This is a genomic window from Microbacterium trichothecenolyticum, assembly GCF_000956465.1.
In the GTDB taxonomy this organism is placed as follows: Bacteria; Actinomycetota; Actinomycetes; order Actinomycetales; family Microbacteriaceae; genus Microbacterium; species Microbacterium trichothecenolyticum.
Genome location: NZ_JYJA01000041.1, coordinates 21,214 through 42,590, shown reverse-complemented (window position 1 = coordinate 42,590; position 21,377 = coordinate 21,214). Strand labels below are relative to the sequence as shown.

The 21,377-nt window shown below is 71.0% G+C and carries 21 protein-coding genes and 1 tRNA gene; 5 read left to right on the top strand and 17 right to left on the bottom strand.

The annotated features are described in order from the left end of the window. Nucleotides 1-26: 26 nt before the first annotated feature. The 8 genes from RS82_RS18875 to RS82_RS18840 all read right to left on the bottom strand — a co-directional run bounded on the left by RS82_RS18875 (nucleotide 27) and on the right by RS82_RS18840 (nucleotide 8,376). Nucleotides 27-2,525: a DEAD/DEAH box helicase gene (locus RS82_RS18875; RefSeq protein WP_045302378.1), complete on the bottom strand. Its 2,499-nt coding sequence runs from the start codon at nucleotides 2,523-2,525 to the stop codon at nucleotides 27-29. Next, nucleotides 2,522-3,289, bottom strand: coding sequence for a twin-arginine translocase subunit TatC (gene tatC / locus RS82_RS18870; RefSeq protein ID WP_045302376.1), 768 nt, complete (start codon nucleotides 3,287-3,289; stop codon nucleotides 2,522-2,524). The genes RS82_RS18875 and tatC overlap by 4 nt, the downstream gene beginning before the upstream one ends. A 66-nt stretch (nucleotides 3,290-3,355) precedes the next feature. Then, a complete protein-coding gene (tatA, locus tag RS82_RS18865) occupies nucleotides 3,356-3,601 on the bottom strand; it encodes a Sec-independent protein translocase subunit TatA (protein ID WP_045302374.1) in 246 nt (81 codons plus the stop codon). A 67-nt stretch (nucleotides 3,602-3,668) separates the two neighbouring features. Then, the gene (locus RS82_RS18860; protein ID WP_045302372.1) at nucleotides 3,669-4,631 is read right to left on the bottom strand and encodes a helix-turn-helix transcriptional regulator; all 963 of its coding nucleotides are present in this window, start codon (nucleotides 4,629-4,631) and stop codon (nucleotides 3,669-3,671) included. After that, nucleotides 4,631-5,623, bottom strand: a complete 993-nt coding sequence (locus RS82_RS18855; RefSeq protein ID WP_045302371.1) for a helix-turn-helix transcriptional regulator — start codon at nucleotides 5,621-5,623, stop codon at nucleotides 4,631-4,633. Before RS82_RS18855 ends, RS82_RS18860 begins: the two co-directional genes overlap by 1 nt. Nucleotides 5,624-5,668: 45 nt before the next feature. Beyond that, nucleotides 5,669-6,634 carry an FKBP-type peptidyl-prolyl cis-trans isomerase gene (locus tag RS82_RS18850; RefSeq protein WP_045302369.1) on the bottom strand — a complete coding sequence of 322 codons (966 nt, stop codon included), beginning with the start codon at nucleotides 6,632-6,634 and terminating at the stop codon, nucleotides 5,669-5,671. Between the two features lie 9 nt (nucleotides 6,635-6,643). After that, a complete protein-coding gene (locus RS82_RS18845; protein ID WP_045302368.1) occupies nucleotides 6,644-7,672 on the bottom strand; it encodes a tRNA (adenine-N1)-methyltransferase in 1,029 nt (342 codons plus the stop codon). Next, nucleotides 7,669-8,376, bottom strand: coding sequence for an HAD family hydrolase (locus tag RS82_RS18840; protein ID WP_045302366.1), 708 nt, complete (start codon nucleotides 8,374-8,376; stop codon nucleotides 7,669-7,671). The genes RS82_RS18845 and RS82_RS18840 overlap by 4 nt, the downstream gene beginning before the upstream one ends. Before the next feature lie 92 nt (nucleotides 8,377-8,468). Here RS82_RS18840 and RS82_RS18835 point away from each other — a divergent pair, with 92 nt between their 5' ends. Beyond that, a complete protein-coding gene (locus tag RS82_RS18835; protein ID WP_045302364.1) occupies nucleotides 8,469-9,344 on the top strand; it encodes a PAC2 family protein in 876 nt (291 codons plus the stop codon). A gap of 19 nt (nucleotides 9,345-9,363) precedes the next feature. Here RS82_RS18835 and RS82_RS18830 read toward each other — a convergent pair whose 3' ends face one another. The 5 genes from RS82_RS18830 to RS82_RS18810 all read right to left on the bottom strand — a co-directional run bounded on the left by RS82_RS18830 (nucleotide 9,364) and on the right by RS82_RS18810 (nucleotide 14,861). Next, nucleotides 9,364-10,185, bottom strand: a complete 822-nt coding sequence (locus tag RS82_RS18830) for an undecaprenyl-diphosphate phosphatase (protein WP_045302362.1) — start codon at nucleotides 10,183-10,185, stop codon at nucleotides 9,364-9,366. A 57-nt stretch (nucleotides 10,186-10,242) separates the two neighbouring features. Continuing rightward, on the bottom strand, nucleotides 10,243-11,544 hold the full coding sequence (locus RS82_RS18825) for a M20/M25/M40 family metallo-hydrolase (protein WP_045302360.1): 1,302 nt from the start codon (nucleotides 11,542-11,544) through the stop codon (nucleotides 10,243-10,245). A 119-nt stretch (nucleotides 11,545-11,663) separates the two neighbouring features. Beyond that, nucleotides 11,664-11,748, bottom strand: a tRNA-Leu gene (locus tag RS82_RS18820). Nucleotides 11,749-11,829: 81 nt separating this feature from the next. Continuing rightward, nucleotides 11,830-12,918 (bottom strand): VIT1/CCC1 transporter family protein, encoded by a 1,089-nt coding sequence (locus RS82_RS18815; protein WP_045302358.1) that lies wholly within the window; start codon nucleotides 12,916-12,918, stop codon nucleotides 11,830-11,832. A 143-nt stretch (nucleotides 12,919-13,061) separates the two neighbouring features. Continuing rightward, nucleotides 13,062-14,861: a DEAD/DEAH box helicase gene (locus tag RS82_RS18810; protein ID WP_045302877.1), complete on the bottom strand. Its 1,800-nt coding sequence runs from the start codon at nucleotides 14,859-14,861 to the stop codon at nucleotides 13,062-13,064. Nucleotides 14,862-15,121: 260 nt separating this feature from the next. Here RS82_RS18810 and RS82_RS18805 point away from each other — a divergent pair, with 260 nt between their 5' ends. Further along, nucleotides 15,122-15,982: an SGNH/GDSL hydrolase family protein gene (locus RS82_RS18805; RefSeq protein ID WP_045302356.1), complete on the top strand. Its 861-nt coding sequence runs from the start codon at nucleotides 15,122-15,124 to the stop codon at nucleotides 15,980-15,982. Nucleotide 15,983: 1 nt separating this feature from the next. Further along, the gene (locus RS82_RS18800; protein ID WP_045302354.1) at nucleotides 15,984-16,673 is read left to right on the top strand and encodes an SDR family oxidoreductase; all 690 of its coding nucleotides are present in this window, start codon (nucleotides 15,984-15,986) and stop codon (nucleotides 16,671-16,673) included. Between the two features lie 25 nt (nucleotides 16,674-16,698). On the opposite strand, the gene RS82_RS18795 is transcribed toward RS82_RS18800, so the two are convergent. Continuing rightward, nucleotides 16,699-17,502 (bottom strand): TrmH family RNA methyltransferase, encoded by an 804-nt coding sequence (locus RS82_RS18795; protein WP_045302352.1) that lies wholly within the window; start codon nucleotides 17,500-17,502, stop codon nucleotides 16,699-16,701. 23 nt (nucleotides 17,503-17,525) lie between these two features. Further along, on the bottom strand, nucleotides 17,526-18,299 hold the full coding sequence (locus RS82_RS18790; RefSeq protein ID WP_245619659.1) for a class I SAM-dependent methyltransferase: 774 nt from the start codon (nucleotides 18,297-18,299) through the stop codon (nucleotides 17,526-17,528). 102 nt (nucleotides 18,300-18,401) lie between these two features. Between RS82_RS18790 and RS82_RS18785 the strand changes: the two genes are divergently transcribed. Both RS82_RS18785 and RS82_RS18780 read left to right on the top strand, forming a co-directional pair. Next, the gene (locus tag RS82_RS18785; RefSeq protein ID WP_045302350.1) at nucleotides 18,402-19,235 is read left to right on the top strand and encodes a Sir2 family NAD-dependent protein deacetylase; all 834 of its coding nucleotides are present in this window, start codon (nucleotides 18,402-18,404) and stop codon (nucleotides 19,233-19,235) included. A 38-nt stretch (nucleotides 19,236-19,273) separates the two neighbouring features. Further along, on the top strand, nucleotides 19,274-19,879 hold the full coding sequence (locus RS82_RS18780; RefSeq protein WP_045302348.1) for a histidine phosphatase family protein: 606 nt from the start codon (nucleotides 19,274-19,276) through the stop codon (nucleotides 19,877-19,879). Nucleotides 19,880-20,048: 169 nt separating this feature from the next. On the opposite strand, the gene RS82_RS18775 is transcribed toward RS82_RS18780, so the two are convergent. Beyond that, on the bottom strand, nucleotides 20,049-20,858 hold the full coding sequence (locus RS82_RS18775) for an HpcH/HpaI aldolase/citrate lyase family protein (protein WP_045302345.1): 810 nt from the start codon (nucleotides 20,856-20,858) through the stop codon (nucleotides 20,049-20,051). Then, complete coding sequence (locus RS82_RS18770) at nucleotides 20,855-21,376, bottom strand: MaoC family dehydratase (protein WP_045302873.1); 522 nt, start codon at nucleotides 21,374-21,376, stop codon at nucleotides 20,855-20,857. The genes RS82_RS18775 and RS82_RS18770 overlap by 4 nt, the downstream gene beginning before the upstream one ends. Between the last annotated feature and the right edge of the window lies 1 nt (nucleotide 21,377).

Genomic DNA, 21,377 nt, shown 5'->3' with positions numbered 1-21,377 from the left:
GGCCATCCTTCGCCGCGTCGGCGTCGCTAGACGCCGGAGTACGCGACGATGCCGCGGCGCACGGCATCCAAAGCCTTGCGGGCCGTGCCCGCGATCGGCTGATCGGCGACGATCGACAGCTGATCGAGCAGGTCGATGGTCTGCTTGGACCAGCGCACGAAGTCGCCGGCCGCCATGTCCGCCTCGATCAGCACGCGATCGAGCATGCCGCCGCGGGCCCACGTGTGCATGGCCTGTGCGAGACCGGCTGAGACCGGCTCGGTGCCGGGCAGCCTGTGCTCCTGCTCGAGGTCGTCGAGCTCCTGCCACAGCGACAGCGTCGCCTCGAACGCCGGACGGAATGCACCGCGCGGCAGCCCTCGCTCCCCCGGGCCGCCGTCGTCGCGCCTCGGCTCGTACACGAGCGAGCAAGCCAGCGCGGCCAGGGATGCGGCATCCAGGTCCTTCCAGATGCCACGCCGCAGCGATTCGGCGACGAGCAGGTCCCGCTCGCCGTAGATGCGACGCATCGTGCGGCCGGCGGGGGTCAGCGTCGTCGCGCCGTCCTCGGCGATCGATACGTACTCGAGCGCGCCGAGCACGTCGACGACACGGTCGAAGATGCGCGCGACGGTGCCGGTGCGCGTCTCGATCTGGCGTCGAAGCTTGTCGATCTCGCGCTTGAGCTTCCAGTACCGCTCGGCCCACCGCGCATGGTGCTCGCGCTCGGGGCACTGATGGCACGGATGCCGCTGCATCTGCCTGCGCAGAGTCTCGATGCGGCGCAGCCGCTCGTCGCGGGTGCGCCGCGACGCGTTGGCGTCCTTGCGGTTGAGCTTCTCGACGTCGCTCAGCTCACGGCGGATCCGCGAGTACTCGGCGAAGTCGCCGCGATCGCACGTCATCGCCTTCGCGTACCCGGCGAGCGACTCCTCCTGCTCCTTGACCTGCCGGGCGAGCCCGACGACGGCACGGTCGGCCTGGAACTGGGCGAACGACGACTCGAGGATCTCACGCGCCTTGGCCCGGCCGAACTGGTCGATGAGGTTGACGGCCATGTTGTACGTCGGCCGGAAGCTCGAGTTGAGCGGGTAGGTGCGACGGGAGGCCAGCGCGGCCACGGCCTGCGGGTCGAGGCCTTCGGTCCACTGGATGACCGCGTGGCCCTCGACGTCGATGCCGCGGCGACCGGCACGACCGGTGAGCTGGGTGTACTCCCCCGACGTGATGGCGACACGGGCTTCGCCGTTGAACTTCTCGAGCTTCTCGAGCACCACGGTCCGTGCGGGCATGTTGATGCCGAGCGCGAGCGTCTCGGTGGCGAAGACGACCTTCACGAGCTTGCGCTGGAAGAGCTCCTCGACGACCTCCTTGAACGCCGGCAGGAGTCCGGCGTGGTGAGAGGCCACACCACGCTCGAGGTTGTCGCGCCATTCCCAGAACCCCAGCACGGCGAGATCCTCCTCGAGGAGGGTGCGCGTGCGCTCCTCGATCACCGCGCGGATCTCGCGACGCTCCTCCTGAGAGGTCAGCCGCACACCGGCGCGGCGCACCTGCTGCACCGCGGCATCGCAGCCGGCTCTGCTGAAGATGAAGAAGATGGCCGGCAGCAGGTTGGCGCGCGCGAGCAGGTCGACGACCTCCGGGCGGTCGAGGCGCTCGATCCGCTGCACGTTCGCGGACCGCACGGGCCGCTTGCCGCCGCGGTTCGGACGGCGACGGGATGCCTCGTACCCTGCCTGCCGCGCGCTGTTCGACGCCTGCACCCGATGATTGCGCTCGAAGTTCTGGCCCTTGAAAGAGCGGATGCGCATGAGCTCCTGGTTGACCTGGGCCGTCGCGATGCCGGCGCGGTCATCGAAGAGCGGCAGCAGGTCGCCGCGCACGAGCACGTGCTGCTCGAGGGGTACCGGGCGCGTTTCGGAGACGATGACTTCGGTGTCGCCGCGCACGGTGTCGAGCCAGTCGCCGAACTCCTCGGCGTTCGAGACGGTGGCCGACAGCGAGATCAGCCGCACGTCAGGTGCCAGGTGGATGATGACCTCCTCCCACACCGCGCCGCGGAAGCGATCGGCGAGGTAGTGCACCTCGTCCATGACCACATAGCGGAGTCCACGCAGCGCCGGTGAGTCGGCGTAGAGCATGTTGCGCAGCACCTCGGTCGTCATCACCACGATGCGCGCATTGCCGTTGATGTTGGTGTCGCCGGTGAGCAGGCCCACCTCGTCGGGTCCGTAGACCTCCTGGAGCTCGCGGAACTTCTGATTCGACAGCGCCTTCATCGGCGTCGTGTAGAACGCCTTGTCGCCGGGCTCGCGCATCGCCAGGTGCACCGCGAACTCGCCGACGATCGTCTTGCCGGCGCCGGTGGGCGCGGCCACCAGGACGCTGCGGCCTTCTTCGAGGGCGCGGCATCCTTCGATCTGGAAGGGGTCGAGCGTGAACCGCTGGGAGGCGGCGAAGGCGGCCGTGATCGGATGCGTCCGATCGAGGCGTGCCGACGCGCTCGCTCGTGCGTAGCGGTCGGCGGGAGCGGCGTCGCTCACGAGACCTCGGGAGGCAGCAGGCCGGCTGCGCGCTCGCGCTTGGCCTTGCGACGGTCGAACAGCATCGACAGCCCCACCGCGGCGAAGTAGAGCACGCACAGGATGCCCGCGAGCAGCAGCATGGAGGTGACGTCGGCGGCAGGCGTCGCGGCGGCGGCGAAGACGGTGATCACGATGATGGCGACGCGCCAGCCCTTGAGGATGCCGCGCCCCGACACCACGCCCGCCAGGTTCAGCGCTACCAGGAACACCGGCGTCACGAACGAGACACCGATCACCAGGAGCAGCTTGAAGACGAAGTCGTAGTACGTGGCGTAGTCGTAGAACTGCGCGATGCCCTGGTCGTTCGGCACGAAATTGGCCATGAGCACGACCATGTGCGGCATGATCAGCCAACCGACGTAGAGCCCCGCGACGAAGAGCGGGATCGCGGCCGCCAGGAAGCCGACCGTGTAGCTGATCTCTTTGCGCGTGAGGCCGGGCATGATGAACGCCCAGATCTGCCAGAGCCAGATGGGCGCGGAGATCAGCAGACCGATCGCGAACGCGATCCGCATGTGCAGGTCGAAACCGCTCGAGACGGTCGTGAAGTTGAGCGCGATGTACTGGTCGCCCCGCTCGCCCGCGATCTGCACGATCGGCTGCGACAGCAGGTCGATGACCCAGCCGCTGATGAGGAAAGCGACGACCATGCCGACGACGAGGCCGGCCGCGGCGATGAAGAATCGCCGACGCAGCTCGCGCAGGTGCCCTCCGAGGGACATGCGCTTGTCGCGCCGAGGCTGCTCAGGCTCCTCGATACGCGGTGGATCCGTGGTGACCACGGTGGGTCAGGATGACGGGTCTGCGGTGCTGCTCGAGCTCGCGGGGGTGTCGGCCTTGGGAGTCTCCGACGCCACGTTCTCGGCCTTCGGCTTCGCCGCGGAGTCGTCCTCCTTCATCGCCTTCATCTCGCCCTTGAAGACCCGGGCGGACTGACCGAGGCTCTTGGCCAGAGCCGGCAGCTTCGCAGCCCCGAACAGGAGCAGGATCACCGCGAGGATGATCAGAAGGTGCGGCCATCCGAATGCGCCCATGCGGAATCTCCTTGTCGGTGCGGATGTGCGTCCAGTGTAACCCGACGGCGAGGGGTCATGACGGCCCTCACCGGTATTGCGCCAAGCCCGCTTCGGCCCAGTCGGCGACGGCGCGGCGTGCGGCCGCGGGCTCGAACACCTCCACGAGTCCGCCACGGCGTGCCGCCAGGCGCCGGAGGCTGAGCTCGTCGGCGACGCGCATGGTCGCGACCGTGACGCCTTCGGCGGTCTCGAGTGCCGCGCGGTCGAGGTAGTCGCCGAGCAGCGGCGCGACGTCTTCCGCGAAGCGGATGCGCGCGACCACGTCGCCTGCGTCGGTGTCGAACCAGTCAGGGGCCTGTTCGCCCGCGTGCGTGCTCGGGATGCCGGTGAGCTCGAGGTCGCTGACGCGGTCCAGGTGGAACGTGCGCATCGCCTCGCGGAGGTGGCACCAGCCCTGCAGGTACCACTGCCCGCTCGCGATGTGCACCTTCACCGGGTCGACGGTGCGGGTCGTGGGTGCCGCGTCGGGCGCCTTGTAGGTGAAGGAGACCGCCACTCCGCGCCGCAGCGCATCGGACACGAGGTCGCGCACCGCATCGACGGGCTCCGTCGCGAGGATCACCTCGGCCGGGATCCCCGAGGCCCCGCGCGCGAGCTTGGCGAGCAGCCCGGCGTAGAGCGCGGTGTCGCCCACTCCGGGGATCGACCGCGCCAGCTGGAGACCCGCGAGGAGGGCGGCCGCCTCGCGCGCCGTCAGCTTCGGCGCGCGTTCGAGCCCGACGGAGTTCGTGATGACGATGAGGTCGCGCTCGTCGAGCAGGTCCCAGTCGATGTCGAAGAGGTCGTTCGCCATCTGCCAGTACCCGCGATCGCCCGGAAGGCCGATCACGGTGAGCTTCTCGACCATCGAGCGCATCTGCTCGGGCGAGACGTCGAACTCGTCAGCCGCCTCGGCGAGGGAGACCTCACCCTTGCCGATCAGGTACGGCACGAGCTGCAGCATGAGGGCCGCGCGATCGGTCGCGACGAGCTGGCGCCGGACGCTCATCAGGTCCCCCCGTGGAGGTCGCGGGTCGCCGCGAGCCGGTCGATGACGCGATCCCGCAGATCCGCGGGCTCGACGACCCGCACTTCGGGGCCGTAGGAGGCGAGCTCGTCGGCGAAGATGTGCACGTCGACGTACGGGACGCGGATCCCCTGCTCTGCCGGCTGAGCGCGGCGCGCAAGGCGCAGCGAGGCTTCGGTGCCGGGGTTGACCTCCAGCAGCGCCGAGTTGCGCGCGGCGACCTCGTCGAGACCTGCGAGCGCCCGGTCACCTGCGCCCTCGCGCAGCGCCGGGTCGAAGGACGCGCGGGTGAGGGCGACGGGGCCGACGATGCGGGCGAGAAGGAACGTGCGGTCGTCGCGGACGTCGAGGTCGATGCCGAACACGTGCCATCGACCCTCGTACTCGACGAGGGCCAGCGGCTGCACCCGCCGAGTTCGCGGTGCGGCCTCCCCCGGCTTGAGATAGGGGAAGGTGACGACGCGGCTGGACTCGATCGCCTGCTGGAGGGCCGGGAATGCGGGGTCGCGCAGACTCAGCCGCGGCGAGAAGCCGATGATGGGCTCGTCGACCAGGTCTCCGAGGGCGCGGATCTTGCGCAGGCCGCTGCGAGCGTCGTCCGACAGCGAGCTCTCGCTCCAGACCCCGCCGGCGAGGGTCAGCAGCGCCAGCTCTGCCGGAGTGAACTCGATGTCCTCCGGCAGCTCGTACTCGGCGCTCGGCACGCGGTAGCGCGCCTCGCGGAGATCGTCGGGGTCTGCCCAGTCGCCGATCGTCTCGATCGGAACGCCGAGTCCCCGCAGCGACTCCTTGTCGCGCTCGAACATCTTCTCGAGCGCGTCCTTCGACGCGCCCGCCTCGCTCTGCTCGCGGTAGCCCGCGACCGAGGTCAGGATGGTGTCCTTCGTGAGACCCTGATCGGTCGCGATGAGAGCCACCACGAGGTTCACCAGACGCTCCTCGGGCGGGATCTTCGCGGCGGCAATGGCAGGCACTCGCCTATCCTATGGCCGCCCGCGTCGGCGTCGTCGAACCCCCGGCTACTGCGCCGGCACCGCGTCGAGGCCGAGGATGTCGATCACGAAGACCAGGGTCGAGCCGGCCGGGATGCCGCCCTGCGCCTGGTCGCCGTAGCCCTGGTCGGGCGGTACGACGACCATGACCTGCGACCCTACGGTCTGCCCCTCGAGCGCCTTCGCGAATCCGGGCACCACGCCGTCGAGCGTGAGCGATGCCGGCTCGCCGTCCCAGGTCGTGTCGAACGGCTCGTTCTCGCCCCAGACCACGCCGGTGTAGTGCACGCGCACCGGCTGGTCGCCGGTGACCTTCTCGCCGTCGCCCTTCTTGAGCGTCTGGATCGTCAGGTCGCTCGGTGCCGCACCGTCGGGGATGATGAGGCCCGGGCGGCCGTCGGGCGCACGCACGACGCTGGGCAGCCCGAAGCCGCTGTTGAACTGGTTCTGGCCGTCGGCGGCCGCGAGGTACACCTTGCGGAGGTCGATGACGGCGACGAGGGCGTCTCCGTCGTCCAGCCCGGCCTGATCCGCGACGCCCTCGGCGAGGTCATCGGATGACAGCGCGACGGCCACGCGGGATCCCTCGGTGGCGCAGTGCAGGGCGTCCTCGAAGCCGGGGAAGTTGGCGAACTGCGCGACCGAGCCCACCCGCGACATGTCGCCGTCGTACGGGGTCGCGGCGAGCATCTCTCCGTTCGTACCGCTGAACAGCGCGACATCGATCACCAGCGGCTGGTTCACCGAGGTGATGGCGGTGCCGTCACCGGTCACCACGTCCTCGTAGGCGAGCTCCGCAGCCTTCACGGGCGTGTACAGATCGACCTCAGGCTCGTCCTGGGTGTCGCCGGTGACGGTGATGAGGTCCATCACGTCGGGGTTCGAGACCTCGGGACGCGAGCAGTCGGATGCGGACGAGCCGGGCAGCGAGCATCCGGCCAGGCCGACGGTCACGAGTCCCAGGACAACCAGGGCAACGGGGATCTTGCGCACCGGGCTAGTTTAGGCGGACTCGTCGGGCGCGTCGGACCGTCCGGACGCCTGGCGGGCGCCCTCGGCCGCGCGCTCCGCTTCGCGGACGCGCTTGCGCAGGTTCTTGTCGGTGATCTGGCGGTCGCCGACGGCGCCGGGCGTCCACAGCTCCACATCCTCGTCGCCATAGCTCGACTTCGACGCGCGGCGCTTCACCTCGGGTGGGATCGCCCCGGGAGCGAGCCGTCGCGCCCACACGAGGAAGCCGGTGTGCGCGACCATGCGGTGGTCGGGGCGCACAGCGAGGCCCTCGACGTGCCAACCGCGCACCATGGTCTCGTTCGCGTCGGGCTCGGTGAACAGCCCGGTTCCGCGGATGTACTCCGCGACGCGGCTGAGCTGGGTCGCCGTCGCGACGTAGCAGACCACGACGCCGCCCGGCGTGAGCGCCTCGGCCACGGCGTCGATGCACTCCCAGGGCGCGAGCATGTCGAGCACGACACGATCGACGGATGCCTCGGCCACCGTGTCGTTCAGCTCCTCGGCGAGGTCGCCCACGACCACGTCCCAGTTCGCCGGCACGTGCCCGGTGAATGTCTCGACGTTCGCCCGCGCGACCGCGGCGAAGTCGTCGCGGCGCTCGAAGGAGACGAGCCGTCCTTCGTCGCCGATCGCGCGGAGGAGCCAGAGCGACAGTGCTCCCGAGCCCACGCCGGCCTCGACGACCGTGGCACCGGGGAAGATGTCGGCCTCGGCGAGGATCTGCGCGGCATCCTTCGGGTACACGATGGCCGCGCCGCGCGGCATCGACATCACGAAGTCGCGGAGCAGCGGACGCAGCGCCAGGTACTCGTGTCCGCCGCTGTTCGCGACGACGGACCCATCGGGCTGGCCCACGAGCTGCGCGTGCCGCAGCACGCCGTGGTGGGTGTGCAGCTCACCCCCCTCGCGCAACGTGATGGTGTGCAGACGGCCCTTGGGTCCGGTGAGCTGCACGCGGTCGCCGAGGCGGAAGGGGCCGCTCGGGCGCCCGCCGGCGAGTTCCTGGTCGTCGGTCATCGGGCGGTCTCCTCGGCGGGGTTCGGGGTGTGGACGCGGGCGCGATGCGCCGCGTGGAACTCGGCGACGTCAGCGGCCGTACGACCTTCGAGGCTGTCCCAGAGCGTGTGGGCGCCGGCACCGGTGAGCGAGACCATGAGCGGCACGCCGATGACGGACGCGCCCGAGGCCACGGCGGAGCGCAGCCCGTTGGGCGAGTCCTCGATGGCGACGACCTCGTCGGGCGTGACGCCGAGCGCCTCGCACGCCTGCAGATAGGGGTCGGGGAAGGGCTTCGGCCGCGTCGCATCGTCGCCGGCGACCACGACGTCGAACGCGTCGAAGTCGATGAGGTCGACGACCGTCTGCGCCATGCGGCGCATCGACATCGTCACGAGTCCGGTCTTGACGCCGGCCTCGCGCAGGCTGGCCAGCAGCTCGCGCGCGCCCGGCCGGAACGGGACGCCGGTGGCGGACAGCTGACGCATGACGTCCTCGGTGAGGTGGTCGATGATCGCGTCGGTGCTCATGCGCACGCCGGTGCCCTGCAGGATGCGGGCGGAGTCCTCGAGCCCGAGGCCGACCAGTCCGAGCGCCTGCTCGTGGGACCACGTCCCGCCGAAGCTCTCGATGAGGGGCGTCTCCGCCGCCATCCAGTAGGGCTCGGTGTCGACGAGGGTGCCGTCCATATCCCACAGGACGGCCGAGAGTCTGGGCGCATTCACCGTGCAATCCTACCGAGGGGTCTCCGGCCCTCCGCGGGGGCAGGGGCATATCCTGGAGGGAACCCGCAGCGGGTGCGGGTGAAGGGGGTCTCGTGGACGGACTGGGTCGTCGTGTTCTCGTCGCAGCGTTCGACGGCTGGAACGACGCGGGCGAAGCCGCGTCGTCCGCGATCACGCAGCTGCGCGAGGGCGGCTCCTACGAGACGGTGTTCTCGGTCGATCCCGAGCTCTATTTCGACTACCAGTACACGCGTCCGCACATCGCCGCTGACGGCGACGGACGACGCACGCTCCGCTGGCCCGAGGCCACGCTCCTGCGCCCCGCGCAGGCGACGCGCGGCACCCAGCTGTGGCTGCTCACCGGCGTTGAGCCCGCACGCGCGTGGCAGGCGTTCTCGTCCGAGTTCATCGACATCGCCCTTCGCGAGGACATCACCGGGTTCGTCGCGATCGGCTCGATGATGTCGGATGTGCCTCACACCCGGCCGATCTCGGTCTTCTCCGGCAGCGACAACGAGAACCTGCGCACGGCGCTCGAGCTCGAGCGCAGCACCTACGAGGGCCCGGTCGGCATCCTCAGCGTCCTCGGCGACGCCGCCGAGCGCGCCGGGATCCCCACGGCGAGCCTGTGGGCGAGCGTGCCGCACTACGTCGCCGGGCACACGCCCTCCCCGAAGGCGACCCTGGCGCTCCTGGACCGGCTCGAGGACCTGACCGGCGCGCCTGTCCCCCGTGGCGACCTCGCCACGGAGGCCGCGGCATGGGAGGCCTCCATCGACGCGGCCGCGGCCGACGACGAGGAGATGACCGAGTACATCCACCAGCTCGAGCGCACGCGCGACACGTGGGACTCGCCCGAGGCCTCGGGCGACGCGATCGCGCAGGAGTTCGAGCGGTACCTGCGCCGCACCGACGGCAAGCCGGGCGACGGGCCGAGCAAGCCGGGCCGCGACGACCCGCGCCGCTGAGCGGCATCCGTCCCCCGCGTCAGGGGTTGATGACGCCCATGCTCAGCAGCACCAGCAGGAGTGAGCCGACCGCCACGCGGTAGACCACGAACGGCAGGAAGCTGTGCTTGGAGATCCAGTTCATGAAGAACGCGATCACGCCGAGCGCGACGATGAACGCGACCGCCGTCGCCACTGCGGTCTCGCCGAGGGTGAACAACCCGGGCTCGTCGAGGCTCTTGAACAGCTGGAAGAAGCCGCTGCCGAAGACGGCCGGGATCGCGAGCAGGAACGCGTAGCGCGCGGCGGCGGCGCGCTCGTAGCCCATGAAGAGGCCGGCCGTGATCGTTCCGCCCGAGCGCGACACACCCGGGATCAGTGCGAGCGACTGCGCGAAGCCGTAGATCACGCCGTGGCCGATCGTGATGTCCTGAAGCTTGCGCTTCTTGGCGCCGACGTGGTCGGCGATGCCGAGCAGCACGCCGAAGAAGATCAGCATGCCGGCGGTGATCCAGAGCGATCGCAGCACCGTCTCGATCTGGTCCTGGAACAGCAGGCCGAGCACCACGATCGGGATCGAGCCGACGATGATGAGCCAGCCGAGCTTCGCATCGGGGTCGTTGCGCGGGATGCGGCCGAACAGCGCCCGGAACCAGTGCCCGATGATCCGCACGATGTCGCGCCAGAAGAAGACCACCACGGCCGCCTCGGTGCCGATCTGGGTGATCGCGGTGAACGCCGCGCCCGGATCCTGTGCCGACGGCAGGAACTCGCCGAGGATGCGCAGGTGCGCGCTAGACGAGATCGGCAGGAACTCGGTCAGTCCCTGGACGAAGCCGAGGATGATCGCTTCGAGAAGCATGGGCGCCTTTCAGCCGTGCGGTGACGGATGCCGGGGGACGAGGCATCCGTCGATGAATCAGTAGGTGCGGAGCAGATCGGTGAGGACGGCCTGGCCGAAGACCAGCGCGTCGATCGGCACGCGCTCGTCCACGCCGTGGAACATGCCCGTGAAGTCGAGGTCTGCGGGAAGGCGCAGCGGCGCGAACCCGTAGCCGGCGATGCCGAGCGTCGCCAGCGCCTTGTTGTCGGTGCCGCCGCCCATCAGGTACGGCACGACGGGCGCGCCGGGATCGTGGCGGCCGAGCGCCGCGACCATGGCGTCGACGAGGTCGCCCGAGAACGGGACCTCGAGGCCGATGTCCTGGTGGACGATCTCGACCTCCACGCCGTCGCCGACGATGCGGCGGATGTCGGCGAGAGTCGAGTCCTCGGTGCCGGGAAGGGTCCGGACGTCGATGAGCGCCTCGGCCCGGTCGGGGATCACGTTGTGCTTGTAGCCGGCCACGAGACCGGTCGGGTTGGTGGTGGTGCGCAGCGTCGAGCGGAGGAATCCGGATGCTGCGCCGGTGGCTGCCGCGACGGCGTCGGGGTCGCCCGCGGGCTGGCCGGTGAGCTCGGCGAGCCGCTCGCTCATCTCGCGCGAGGTGTCGGTGAGCGTCACGGGCCACGCGGTGCGCCCGAGCGCCGCGACGGCCTCGGCGAGCCTCGTCACGGCGTTCTCGTCGTGCAGCTTGGACCCGTGCGCGGCGCGGCCGCGCGCGACGAGGCGGATCCAGATGAGCGCCTTCTCCCCCACCTGCAGCAGGTAGGCGTGGCTGTCGCCGATCGGGATGGAGTAGCCGCCGACCTCGCTGATCGCCTCGGTGGCGCCGTCGAACCACTCGGGGCGGTCCTCGACCACGAGCGCGGATCCCTCGACGCCCCCGTTCTCCTCGTCGGCGAAGAACGCCAGGACGAGGTCGCGCTCGGGCTGCTCGCCGGCGCGGAGGATGTCGGCGACCGAGGTCAGGATCATGGCGTCCATGTCCTTCATGTCGACGGCGCCGCGACCCCACAGCATCCCGTCCTTCACGACGCCCGCGAACGGGTCGACGCTCCAGTCTTCGGCGATCGCCGGGACCACGTCGAGGTGGCCGTGCAGCACGAGCGCGGGCTTGTCGCGGTTGCGGCCGGGAACCCTCGCCATCACGTTGGTGCGGCGCGGAAGGGGCTCGTAGAACTCGGGCTTCAGGCCCAGCGTCTCCAGGTACGCGCCGACGTACTCCGCGGCCTCCCGCTCGCCGGCGGCGCGGCCCCCGCCGTGGTTCGTCGTGTCGAAGCGGATCAGATCCCGCGCGAGCGCGGCGACCTCCGGAAGTCCGAGATCGGATGAGGGCATGGGCTCAAACCTACCGGTCACTCGTTTCCTGTCCGTTTCCGCGAGGAGCGCGCGACACCGAAGGACTCAAGGTCCCGCGGGGACGAAAGAAGGCCCCCTTTCGGGGGCCTTCTTCACTGTGCGCGAGGGGGGACTTGAACCCCCACGCCCTATACGGGCACTAGCACCTCAAGCTAGCGCGTCTACCTATTCCGCCACCCGCGCAGGTGGTTTTCGGTTTCGCAACCGAGGAATGACATTACCACGTCACCGGAGGTTCAACGAATCGACGGACGCCCGGGCGCGTCATCCCATCGAAACGCCGAACAGCAGGCCCAGGAGGTACGTCACCGCGGCGGCGCCGAAGCCGATCGCGAGCTGGCGGAGCGCGCGCTTGAGCGGCGGTGCGCCCGACAGCAGGCCCACGGCGGCACCGGTCGACATCAGCGCGATCCCGACCAGCACGAGCGCGACGACGACGGCGGCGGGGCCGGACAGGCCGAAGATCCACGGCAGCACCGGGATGATCGCGCCGGACGCGAAGAACAGGAAGCTCGACAGCGCGGCGGCCCAGGCGCTTCCCACGACCTCTTCGTGGGGGGCGACCGAGATCGGGCCGGTGTCGGCGCGTCCCTGACCCAGCGCGTGCGCGGCCTCGACGACGCGGCGGGCGCGCGCGGACGCCTCGGCCTCCGGCATCCCGCGGGTCCGGTAGACGAGCGCCAGCTCGTTGGCGTCGATGTCGAGGTGCGCGATGGCGCCGTCGGCGTAGTCGCTCGGCTCCGTGGCCGCGAGGAGCTCCCGCTGCGAACGGACCGACACGAACTCCCCCGCGCCCATCGACAGCGCGCCCGCGAGCAGGCCCGCGATGCCGCTGAAGAGCACGAACTGGCTCGACACCCCGGTGGCCCCGATGCCCATGACGAGCGCGAGGTTCGAGACGAGGCCGTCGTTCGCGCCGAAGACCGCGGCACGGAACGTGCCCGACAGCCGGCGGCGTCCGCGGGCGGCGAGCCCGCGCACGACCTCGTGGTGGATCCGCTCGTCTGCCGCCATCGTCGGCGTAGCGAACGGCTCGTCGTCGTAGGGCGATCGAGCTTCGGCGTTCTGGGCGAGTGCCAGCACGAAGATCGAACCGAAACGCTTGGCCATCCAGCCGAGCAGGCGGGTGCGTACATCGGCGCGGGGCAGTCGTGCCGGCTCGCTGCCCAGCAGCTGCAGCCAGTGCGCCTCGTGCCGCCCCTCTGCCTCGGCGAGCGCCAGGAGGATCTCACGCTCCTCCCCCGTGCGTCGACCAGCGAGCTCGCGGTAGACGTGCGCCTCCGCCCGCTCGTTGACGAGGTACCGCGCCCAGCGGCGTCGATCGCGGTCGGTCGGTGCGGCGGGCGCGCTCACTCGGGCCTCCAGTCAGGGGTGCGGGACTCGTCAACGCTAGCCAGCGCCAGAGGCCCCGCAGGCCCGAAACCGAGGATTGCCAGCATTTCGGGGATCCGAACCTCACTGCCCCCGAGAGCGGCGCGCGGACCGCGTCCGAGGCGTCAGGAGCGGACGCGCTTGCGCAGCACGTCGATCCGGGACTGCAGCTGGGTCACCGTGGCGTGTGACACGGCAGGGCCGCCGCAGATCCGGCGCAGCTCGGCGTGCACGAGGCCGTGGGCCTCGCCCGTCTGGCGGGCGTAGAGGCCGACCAGGCTGTTGAGCAGCTGACGCTGCTCCTTGAGCGTGCGGTGCAGCGCCTGGGGAAGCGCGGGCTCCTCCTCGGGCGCGGTCGCCTCCTGCGCCTCGCGCGCGCTGCGGTGTCGCGACTGCCGCGAGACCCGCGACATCAGGACGTCGTGCACCTGGTCGGGTTCGAGCAGGCCCGGGATGCCCAGGAACTCCTCCTCCTCGGGCGTGCCGGGCACGGCGAGCTGGCCGAACTCCTGGCCGTCGAACAGCACGCGGTCGAAGTGCGCGAGCGAACCCAGCGCCTGATAGGAGAACTCCTCCTCGAGCGCATCGGACGCCTTGTCCTCGCGCTCGGCGGCGTTCATCAGGTCTTCTTCGGCGTTCCACTCGTCCTCGCCGTCGGAGTCGCGGTCCAGCGCGTGGTCGCGCTGGCGCTCCATCTCGTTCGCCAGGGCGAGCAGCTGCGGCACGTTCGGCAGGAACACGCTCGCGGTCTCACCGCGGCGGCGCGCCCGCACGAAGCGCCCGATGGCCTGCGCGAAGAAAAGCGGCGTCGATGCGCTCGTCGCGTACACGCCGACGGCGAGGCGCGGCACGTCGACGCCCTCCGACACCATGCGCACCGCGACCATCCAGCGGCTCGTCGACTTCGAGAACTCCTCGATGCGGCTGGAAGCCTCAGCCTCGTCCGACAGCACGACGGTGGGCGCCTCGCCGCTGATGTCCTGCAGGATCGCGGCGTACGCCCGCGCGGCCGTCTGATCCGTCGCGATCACGAGGCCGCCCGCATCGGGAACGTGCTCGCGCACCTCGGTGAGCCGGCGGTCGGCGGACCGCAGCACAGCGGGGATCCAGTCGCCTTCAGGGTCGAGCGCGGTGCGCCACGCCTGCGAGGTGATGTCCTTGGTGTTGTCCTGGCCGAGCTGCGCCTCCATCTCCTCGCCGGTCTTGGTGCGCCAGCGCATCTGGCCGGCGTAGACCATGAAGAGAACGGGACGCACGACGCCGTCTTCGAGCGCTCGGCGGTAGCCGTAGGCGTAGTCGGTGCGCGAGACGCGGATGCCCTTGGTGTCGGGGTGGTACTCGACGAACGGGATGGGCGCGGTGTCGCTGCGGAACGGCGTTCCGCTCAGCAGCAGCCGGCGGGTCGCCCGCGCGTACGCCTCGCGCAGCGCGTCGCCCCAGCTCAGCGCATCGCCGCCGTGGTGCACCTCGTCGAGGATCACGAGCGTCTTCGCGTCCATCGTCAGGCGCTGATGGACGGATGCCTTGACCGCGACCTGCGCGTACGTCACGGCGACGCCGTGGTACTGGCGGGCGGGCGCGAAGTGTCGGTTGCTGAAGGCGGGGTCGAGGCGGATGCCCACCCGCGCGGCTGCGTCGGCCCACTGCGTCTTCAGGTGCTCCGTGGGAGCGACGACGACGATGCGGCTGACGATGCGGCGCCGCAGCAGCTCGCTCGCGAGGCGGAGGGCGAACGTGGTCTTGCCTGCGCCCGGGGTGGCCGCCGCGAGGAAGTCGCGGGGTCCGCCCCCCGGGCCGTCGGGGCCGTCCAGTCCGAAATAGAGGTCGAGCGCTTCGGCCTGCCACGCGCGCAGCCGCTGCGCGGTTCCCCACGGGGCGCGCTGCGGGTACGTCGGCGACAGGTGCTCCGCGGCGAAGCTGCCGATGTGCGGCTCAGCGCCATGCGGACCGGTGGCGAGACGGCCTTCGGCGGAGGATTCGGTGAGGAGGTTCTCTGGGTGGGCCGGCGGCGATTCGATCGTCGTTTCGTCCGTCACCGATCACACCTCCCCCGTAGACAACGAGTCACCACGATAGACGACGCGCACGACATCGCGGGCCGGGGCGTCACCGGGCTGCCGCATCCGCAAAGGTCGCCCACCGCGATAGCCTGGCTGTCGGTCACAAGCCGAGGAACGGAAGACGGATGCCCCCGAGAGAAGATCCCCGAAGCCCGTACGTCGCGAACCTCCAGCCGCACCCGTGGCGTCGCTACGTCGCGCTCGGCGACTCTTTCACCGAGGGCGTCGGAGACCCCGAGCCGTCTGCGCCGAACGGGTATCGAGGGTGGGCCGACCGCGTCGCCGAGGTGCTCTCCGAGCAGGTCGACGACTTCGCCTACGCGAACCTCGCGATCCGCGGACGTCTCATCGGCCAGATCGTCGACGAGCAGGTGGCGCCGGCGATCGCCCTCAAGCCCGACCTCGTCACGTTCTCGGCCGGCGGCAACGACGTCATCCGGCCCAACGCCGACCCCGACCGCGTCGCGCAGCTGTTCGAGGACGCCGTCGTGCGCCTGTCGCGCGACGGTGCCACCGTCGTGGTCTTCACCGGCATCGACACGGCATTCACCCCGGTGTTCCGCGGCATCCGGGGCAAGGTCGCGATCTACAACGAGAACATCCGCGCGATCGCCGACAAGTACGACTGCATCGTCGCCGACCAGTGGGCGCTCAAGGAGGTGCAGGACATGCGCTTCTTCGACGACGACCGCCTGCACTACAACGCTCTCGGCCACCACGAAGTCGCACGGATGGTGCTGCGCGCCCTCAACGTGCCGAACGACCTCCAGCCGATGCAGCCCGATCCGCTGCCGATCCGCACGTGGCGCGAAGCGCGAGCGGTCGACGTCATGTGGGCCCGCGAGTATCTCGTGCCGTGGGTGCTGCGGCGCCTTCGCCACCAGTCTTCCGGCGACCAGGTCACGGCGAAGCGACCCGACCCGCTGCCGGTGATCACGATCGTCCCTGGCGCGGAGCCCGCGGCGCCGCGCGGCGACGAGGCCTGACGTGGCGACGCACCTCGTCACCGGCGCCGGTTCGGGCATCGGCGCGGCGCTGACGGAGCGGCTCGCCGCCCGCGGCGACGACCTTTGGCTGCTCGCCCGGGACGCCGGACGCGCGGCGCAGCTGCGCCGGCGCTTCCCCGGCGCGCAGACCCTCGTCGGCGACCTCGCCGACCCGGCACGGCTGTCGTGGGCGTTCAGCCACCAGAGCGTGCCGCCGCAGCTCGACGCGCTCATCCATGTGGCCGGCGTCGTGGAGCTCGGAGCGATCGGCGACACGCCGGTCGCGACGTGGCAGCACCAGCTCAACGTCAACGCCGTGGCACCGGCGGAGCTGACCCGGCTCATGCTCCCCGCCCTCCGCACGGCCCGCGGGCGCGTCGTCTTCGTGAACTCCGGTGCCGGCCTGCGCGTGAACCCCGAGTGGGGTTCGTACGGCGCGAGCAAGTTCGCAGTGCGCGCCGTCGCGGATGCCCTCCGGGAGGAGGAGCGCGCGAACGGTGTCCGCGTGACCACCGTGTACCCGGGGCGCACGGCGACACCCATGCAGGAGAAGGTGCACCAGCAGGAGGGCGCCGACTACGACGCGTCGCAGTGGATCGACCCGGCCTCCGTCGCGACGGCGATCCTCGCTGCTCTCGACCTGCCCCGCGACGCGGACCTCACCGAGCTGATGGTCCGGCCGGGCGCCTGACCGCGCCGGCGCGGCCGCGAGCGGGTCAGCGCGCCCGCAGCTCCCACAGCGCCACGGCGCTCGCCGCGGCGACGTTGAGGGAGTCGACGCCCCCGGCCATCGGGATCGTGACGACGGTGTCGGCCGCCTCGAGCGCCCGGCGTGACAGCCCGTCGCCCTCGGCGCCGAGCATCAGGGCGACCCGTTCCGGGCGGCGCGCGCTGAAGGCGTCGAGCGAGACGGCGGCGTCCGACAGGGCGAGCGCTGCGAGCTCGAAGCCGGAATCGTGCAGCACCCCACGGGCCTCATCCCACTCGGGCAGCCGCGTCCACGGCACCTGGAAGACGGTGCCCATGCTCACCCGGACGCTCCGCCGATAGAGCGGGTCGGCGCACCTCGGGCTCACGAGCACCGCGTCGGCGCCGAGACCGGCGGCCGCGCGGAAGATCGCGCCCACGTTGGTGTGGTCGACGATGTCCTCGAGCACGACGACGAGTCGCGCGTCCGCGACGACCTCGGCGACCGATGGGAGCTCGGGCCGGTGCATCGACGCCAGCGCGCCGCGATGCACGGCGTACCCGGTCAGGGACTCGGCGATCTCGGGGGCGACGACGTACACCGGGGTCGCGGCATCCGTCACCAGCTCCTCGACGTCGGGGACCCATTTCTCCTGCACGAGCAGCGAGCGGGGGCGGTGGCCGGCCGCGATCGCGCGGCCGATCACCTTCGCCGACTCGGCGATGTACAGGCCGCCCTCCGGCTCGATCACGCGCCTCAGCGCGACGTCGGTGAGATCGCGGTAGTCGGTGAGCCGCTCGTCGGAGGCGTCGGTGATCTGGATCGCGTGCATCGCGTCCCATCGTCGCACGCAGCTCAGGCCGCAGTGCCGACCGCCGTCCAGGCCCGTGCCGTCACCGTGAACGCACCGTCGCCGAGCTCGTCGCGCAGCGCCCCCTCCAGGCGCGCGACGTCCCCGCGATCGAGGGTGGCGACATACCGGCCGGCCGGCCCGACGCCGAGCAGGAACGGGTCCCACCAGTGCGCGAAGTCCCTGAACGACACGGCGCACTCGACCACCGTCTGCGTGACGTGCGCCAGTCCCGCGCGGCGGAAGATGTCGACCAGCTGCCCGGGTGCGGCGCCGCTGAGGCCGGCCTCGCCGCGCACCCCGTCGTCGAGTCGGCGCGCCACGCGCCAGAACGTCGAGAGCGGTCCGCCGTCGCCGGCGTGATCCCACACGCACGCCGAGACGCGGCCGCCGGCCGCCGTCACGCGACCCATCTGCGTCACACCGCGCACCGGGTCCGACATGAAGTGGACGACGAGCTGAGCCAGCGTCGCTGCGAACTCTCCGTCGGCGAACGGCAGATGCTCGGCTTCTGCGACGCGCACGTCCACGCCGGGGCACAGCTCCTCGGTCGCTTCGACGAACGCCGGTTCGGGATCCGCGGCGCTGACCGCCGAAGGCCCGAGCCGCTTCACCAGCTCGAGGGTCAGCATCCCGGGTCCGCAGCCCACGTCCAGCACGTGGGCGCCCGCGCCGACGCCCTCCAGCCCGACGGTCGCGAATTCGACCGCCAGCGGGGTCGAGAACCGGCCCATGAAACGCGCGTACTCCTCGGCGCTCACGCCCCCGAAGCTGCCCACGCGCTCATCCTGGCACGCACTGCCGCTCCGTAACATCCCCGAAAACCGCGGGGCCTACACTCGACGCGAAGGGGGTGCGCCGTGACGACGATCTCGACCGGAATGGACGCCCGGACGACGGATGCCGTGGCTCAGGCCATCGCCACGCTCTCGGGCAGGCGGATCGCCGTGCTGACCGGGGCGGGCGTCTCGACGGACTCCGGCATACCGGACTACCGCGGGGCAGGCGCTCCGGTGCGGACCCCGATGACAGTCGAGCAGTTCCTCTCGAGCGATGCGTCGCGCCGACGCTACTGGGTCGGCAGCCACCTCGGGTGGCGGGCGTTCGCGTCCGCCGAGCCGAACCCCGGGCACCGCGCGATCGCCGACCTCGAAGCTCGAGGACTCGCCACCGGCGTCGTGACGCAGAACGTCGACGGGCTCCACGTCCGCGCCGGCAGCCGCCGCGTCGTCGAGCTGCACGGCACGATGCGTCGCATCTTCTGCACCCACTGCGGCCAGGTCTTCGACCGGCGTGACCTCGCCCGCCGCGTCGAAGACGACAACCCGTGGATCCGCGTCCCCGAGAACGTCGCACTCGGACCCGACGGCGACGTGCTCCCCGAGAGCACCGAGGGCTTCCGCATCCCGGAATGCAGCGTGTGCGGCGGGATGCTGAAGCCCGATGTCGTCTTCTTCGGCGAGTTCATCCCCGCCGAGAAGTTCCGCGAGGCGGAGCAGCTCGTGCACACCAGCGAGGCGCTCATCGTGGCGGGGTCCTCGCTCGTCGTGAACTCCGGCATCCGGCTGCTCGAGCGTGCGCGACGCCGCCGCCTGCCCGTCGTCATCGTGAACCGCGGCGCCACGCGCGCGGACGCCCGGGCGACGGTGAAGATCGACGCCGGCACCAGCGAGGTGCTGCGCGCGCTCGCCGACGGGCTGCCCTCCCTCGGCTGAGCGGCTGACGCCCAGGCGGCCCGGGTAGGGTCGAGAGCATGACCGCGCTCACCCTGATCCGCCACGGCGAGACCGATTGGAACCGCGACCGGCGCATCCAGGGGTCGACGGACATCCCCCTCAACGACACCGGTCGCGCACAGGCCCGCGCGACCGCGCAGGTGCTGAGCGAACGCCTCGACGGCGGTGCTCCCGTGACCATCGTGTCGAGTGACCTCGCCCGTGCTCGCGAGACGGCGGAGATCATCGCCGCCGAGCTCGGCCTCGCGGCGCCGCGCACGTACGCCGGTCTGCGCGAGCGCGCGTACGGCGAGGCCGAGGGAGTCGGCATCGACGAGTTCCGCACCCGGTGGGGTGACTGGTACACGGCCGAGGTGCCCGGCGCCGAGCCGTGGTCCGATCTGCGCACCCGCGCCATCACGGCGCTCGGGAGCGTCGTGCGGGACCACCGCCGCGCCACCGCTCCCGCCGCGGCCTCGCTCATCGTCGTGAGCCACGGCGCGCTCATCCGCGAGGTGATGCGCCACGCGACGGCAGGCGCGCTGCCGTTGGAGGGAGAGCGCCTCGCCAACGGCGCCACGCACGATTTCGTCTATGAGCGCGATCACCTGCGTCTCGTGACGTACGCGGGCCTGGTGACCTAGGCTCGGCTGGAGTCGGCGATCGCGCCGCCCTACCGCGCCGAGAAGGACTCCGCGGTCTTCCCGCACTCCGAGGATGTGCCGTACGAGCTCATCGGTCGCGTCGCGCGCGAGATCGCGGACGAGCGCGTCCGTCAGTCCGCGGCGGGCTGAAGCGCCCTCAGGACTCCGCTCATGCGCCCGCGCGGGCCAGCACGCCGCGCGCGTGGCGCAGCACCGGCTCGTCGACCATGCGCCCGTCGTACGAGAACACACCGCGCTCACCGTCTGCGGCGGCGAGGACGGCGCGCGCCCACGTCACGGTCTTCTCGTCGGGACGGTAGGCGGCACGGATGACGGCCACCTGACCGGGGTGGATGCAGGCGGTGGCGCGGAAACCGGATGCCGCAGCATCCGCCGCCTCGATGGCGAGGCGCTTCGCGTCCGCGATGTCGAGGTGCACGGCGTCGATCGCGGCCTTGCCGCGCGCGCCGGCTGCCAGCAGCACGCGAGACCGCGCATAGCGCGCGATGTCTCGGTAGCGGCCGTTGGGCTTGCGACTGGAGGTGCCGCCGATGCTCGCGACGAGGTCCTCCGCGCCCCACATCATGGCCACGACGTTCTCGAGTGCGGCGATGCGGTCGGCCTGGGCGACACCCTTCGCCGTCTCGCACAGCGCGACCACCTCGAAGCGTGCGTCGATGCGCCCGATGCGCTTGGGCGACTCGGACTTCGCGACCATGATGCGCCGGTAATCCGTCTGCGACAGCGTCGCCAGGTCGGCGACGAACGCGTCGCTCTCGGGCGGATTCACGCGCACGATGACCCTCGCCGGGTCGAGCTCGGATTCGATGAGGTGCCCGCGCGCCGCGGTCTTGTCGGCGGGCGCGACCGCGTCCTCGAGGTCGAGGATCACCGCATCTGCGCGGTCGAACGCCTTGGCGTACCGCTCGGGGCGGTCGGCCGGGCAGAACAGCAGCGCGGGGCCGAGGTCGAAGCTCATCGGGTCTCCTCCGGTGTCTGGGGTGCGCACCACATCAGCGCGGTCCGGCTGGCGAGGGCGACGACTTCGCCCCGCTGGTTGCGGCCGGTGTGACGCAGCGTCACGATCCCCTGGCCCGGTCGCGACGCCGAGAGCCTCTTGTCGAGCACTTCGGTCTCGGTGTACAGCGTGTCACCGTGGAACAGCGGCGCCGGAAAGCTCACGTCGGTGAGGCCGAGCTGAGCGACGAGCGTGCCCTGCGTGATCTGCGAGACGGATGCCCCCACCATCGTGGCGAGCGTCCACATCGAGTTCATGAGGCGCTGGCCGAACGGCTGGGTCTCGGAGAACGCGGCATCCAGGTGGAGTGCCTGCGTGTTCATCGTGATCGACGAGAACACCACGTTGTCGGCCTCGGTCGCGGTGCGACCGGGGCGGTGCAGGTACCGTGCGCCGACCTCGAGCTCGTCGTAGTAGAGCCCGCGCTGCACGATGTCTCGCGCGGCCTCGGCCGGGGCGTCGTCGGGAGCGTCGGGGATC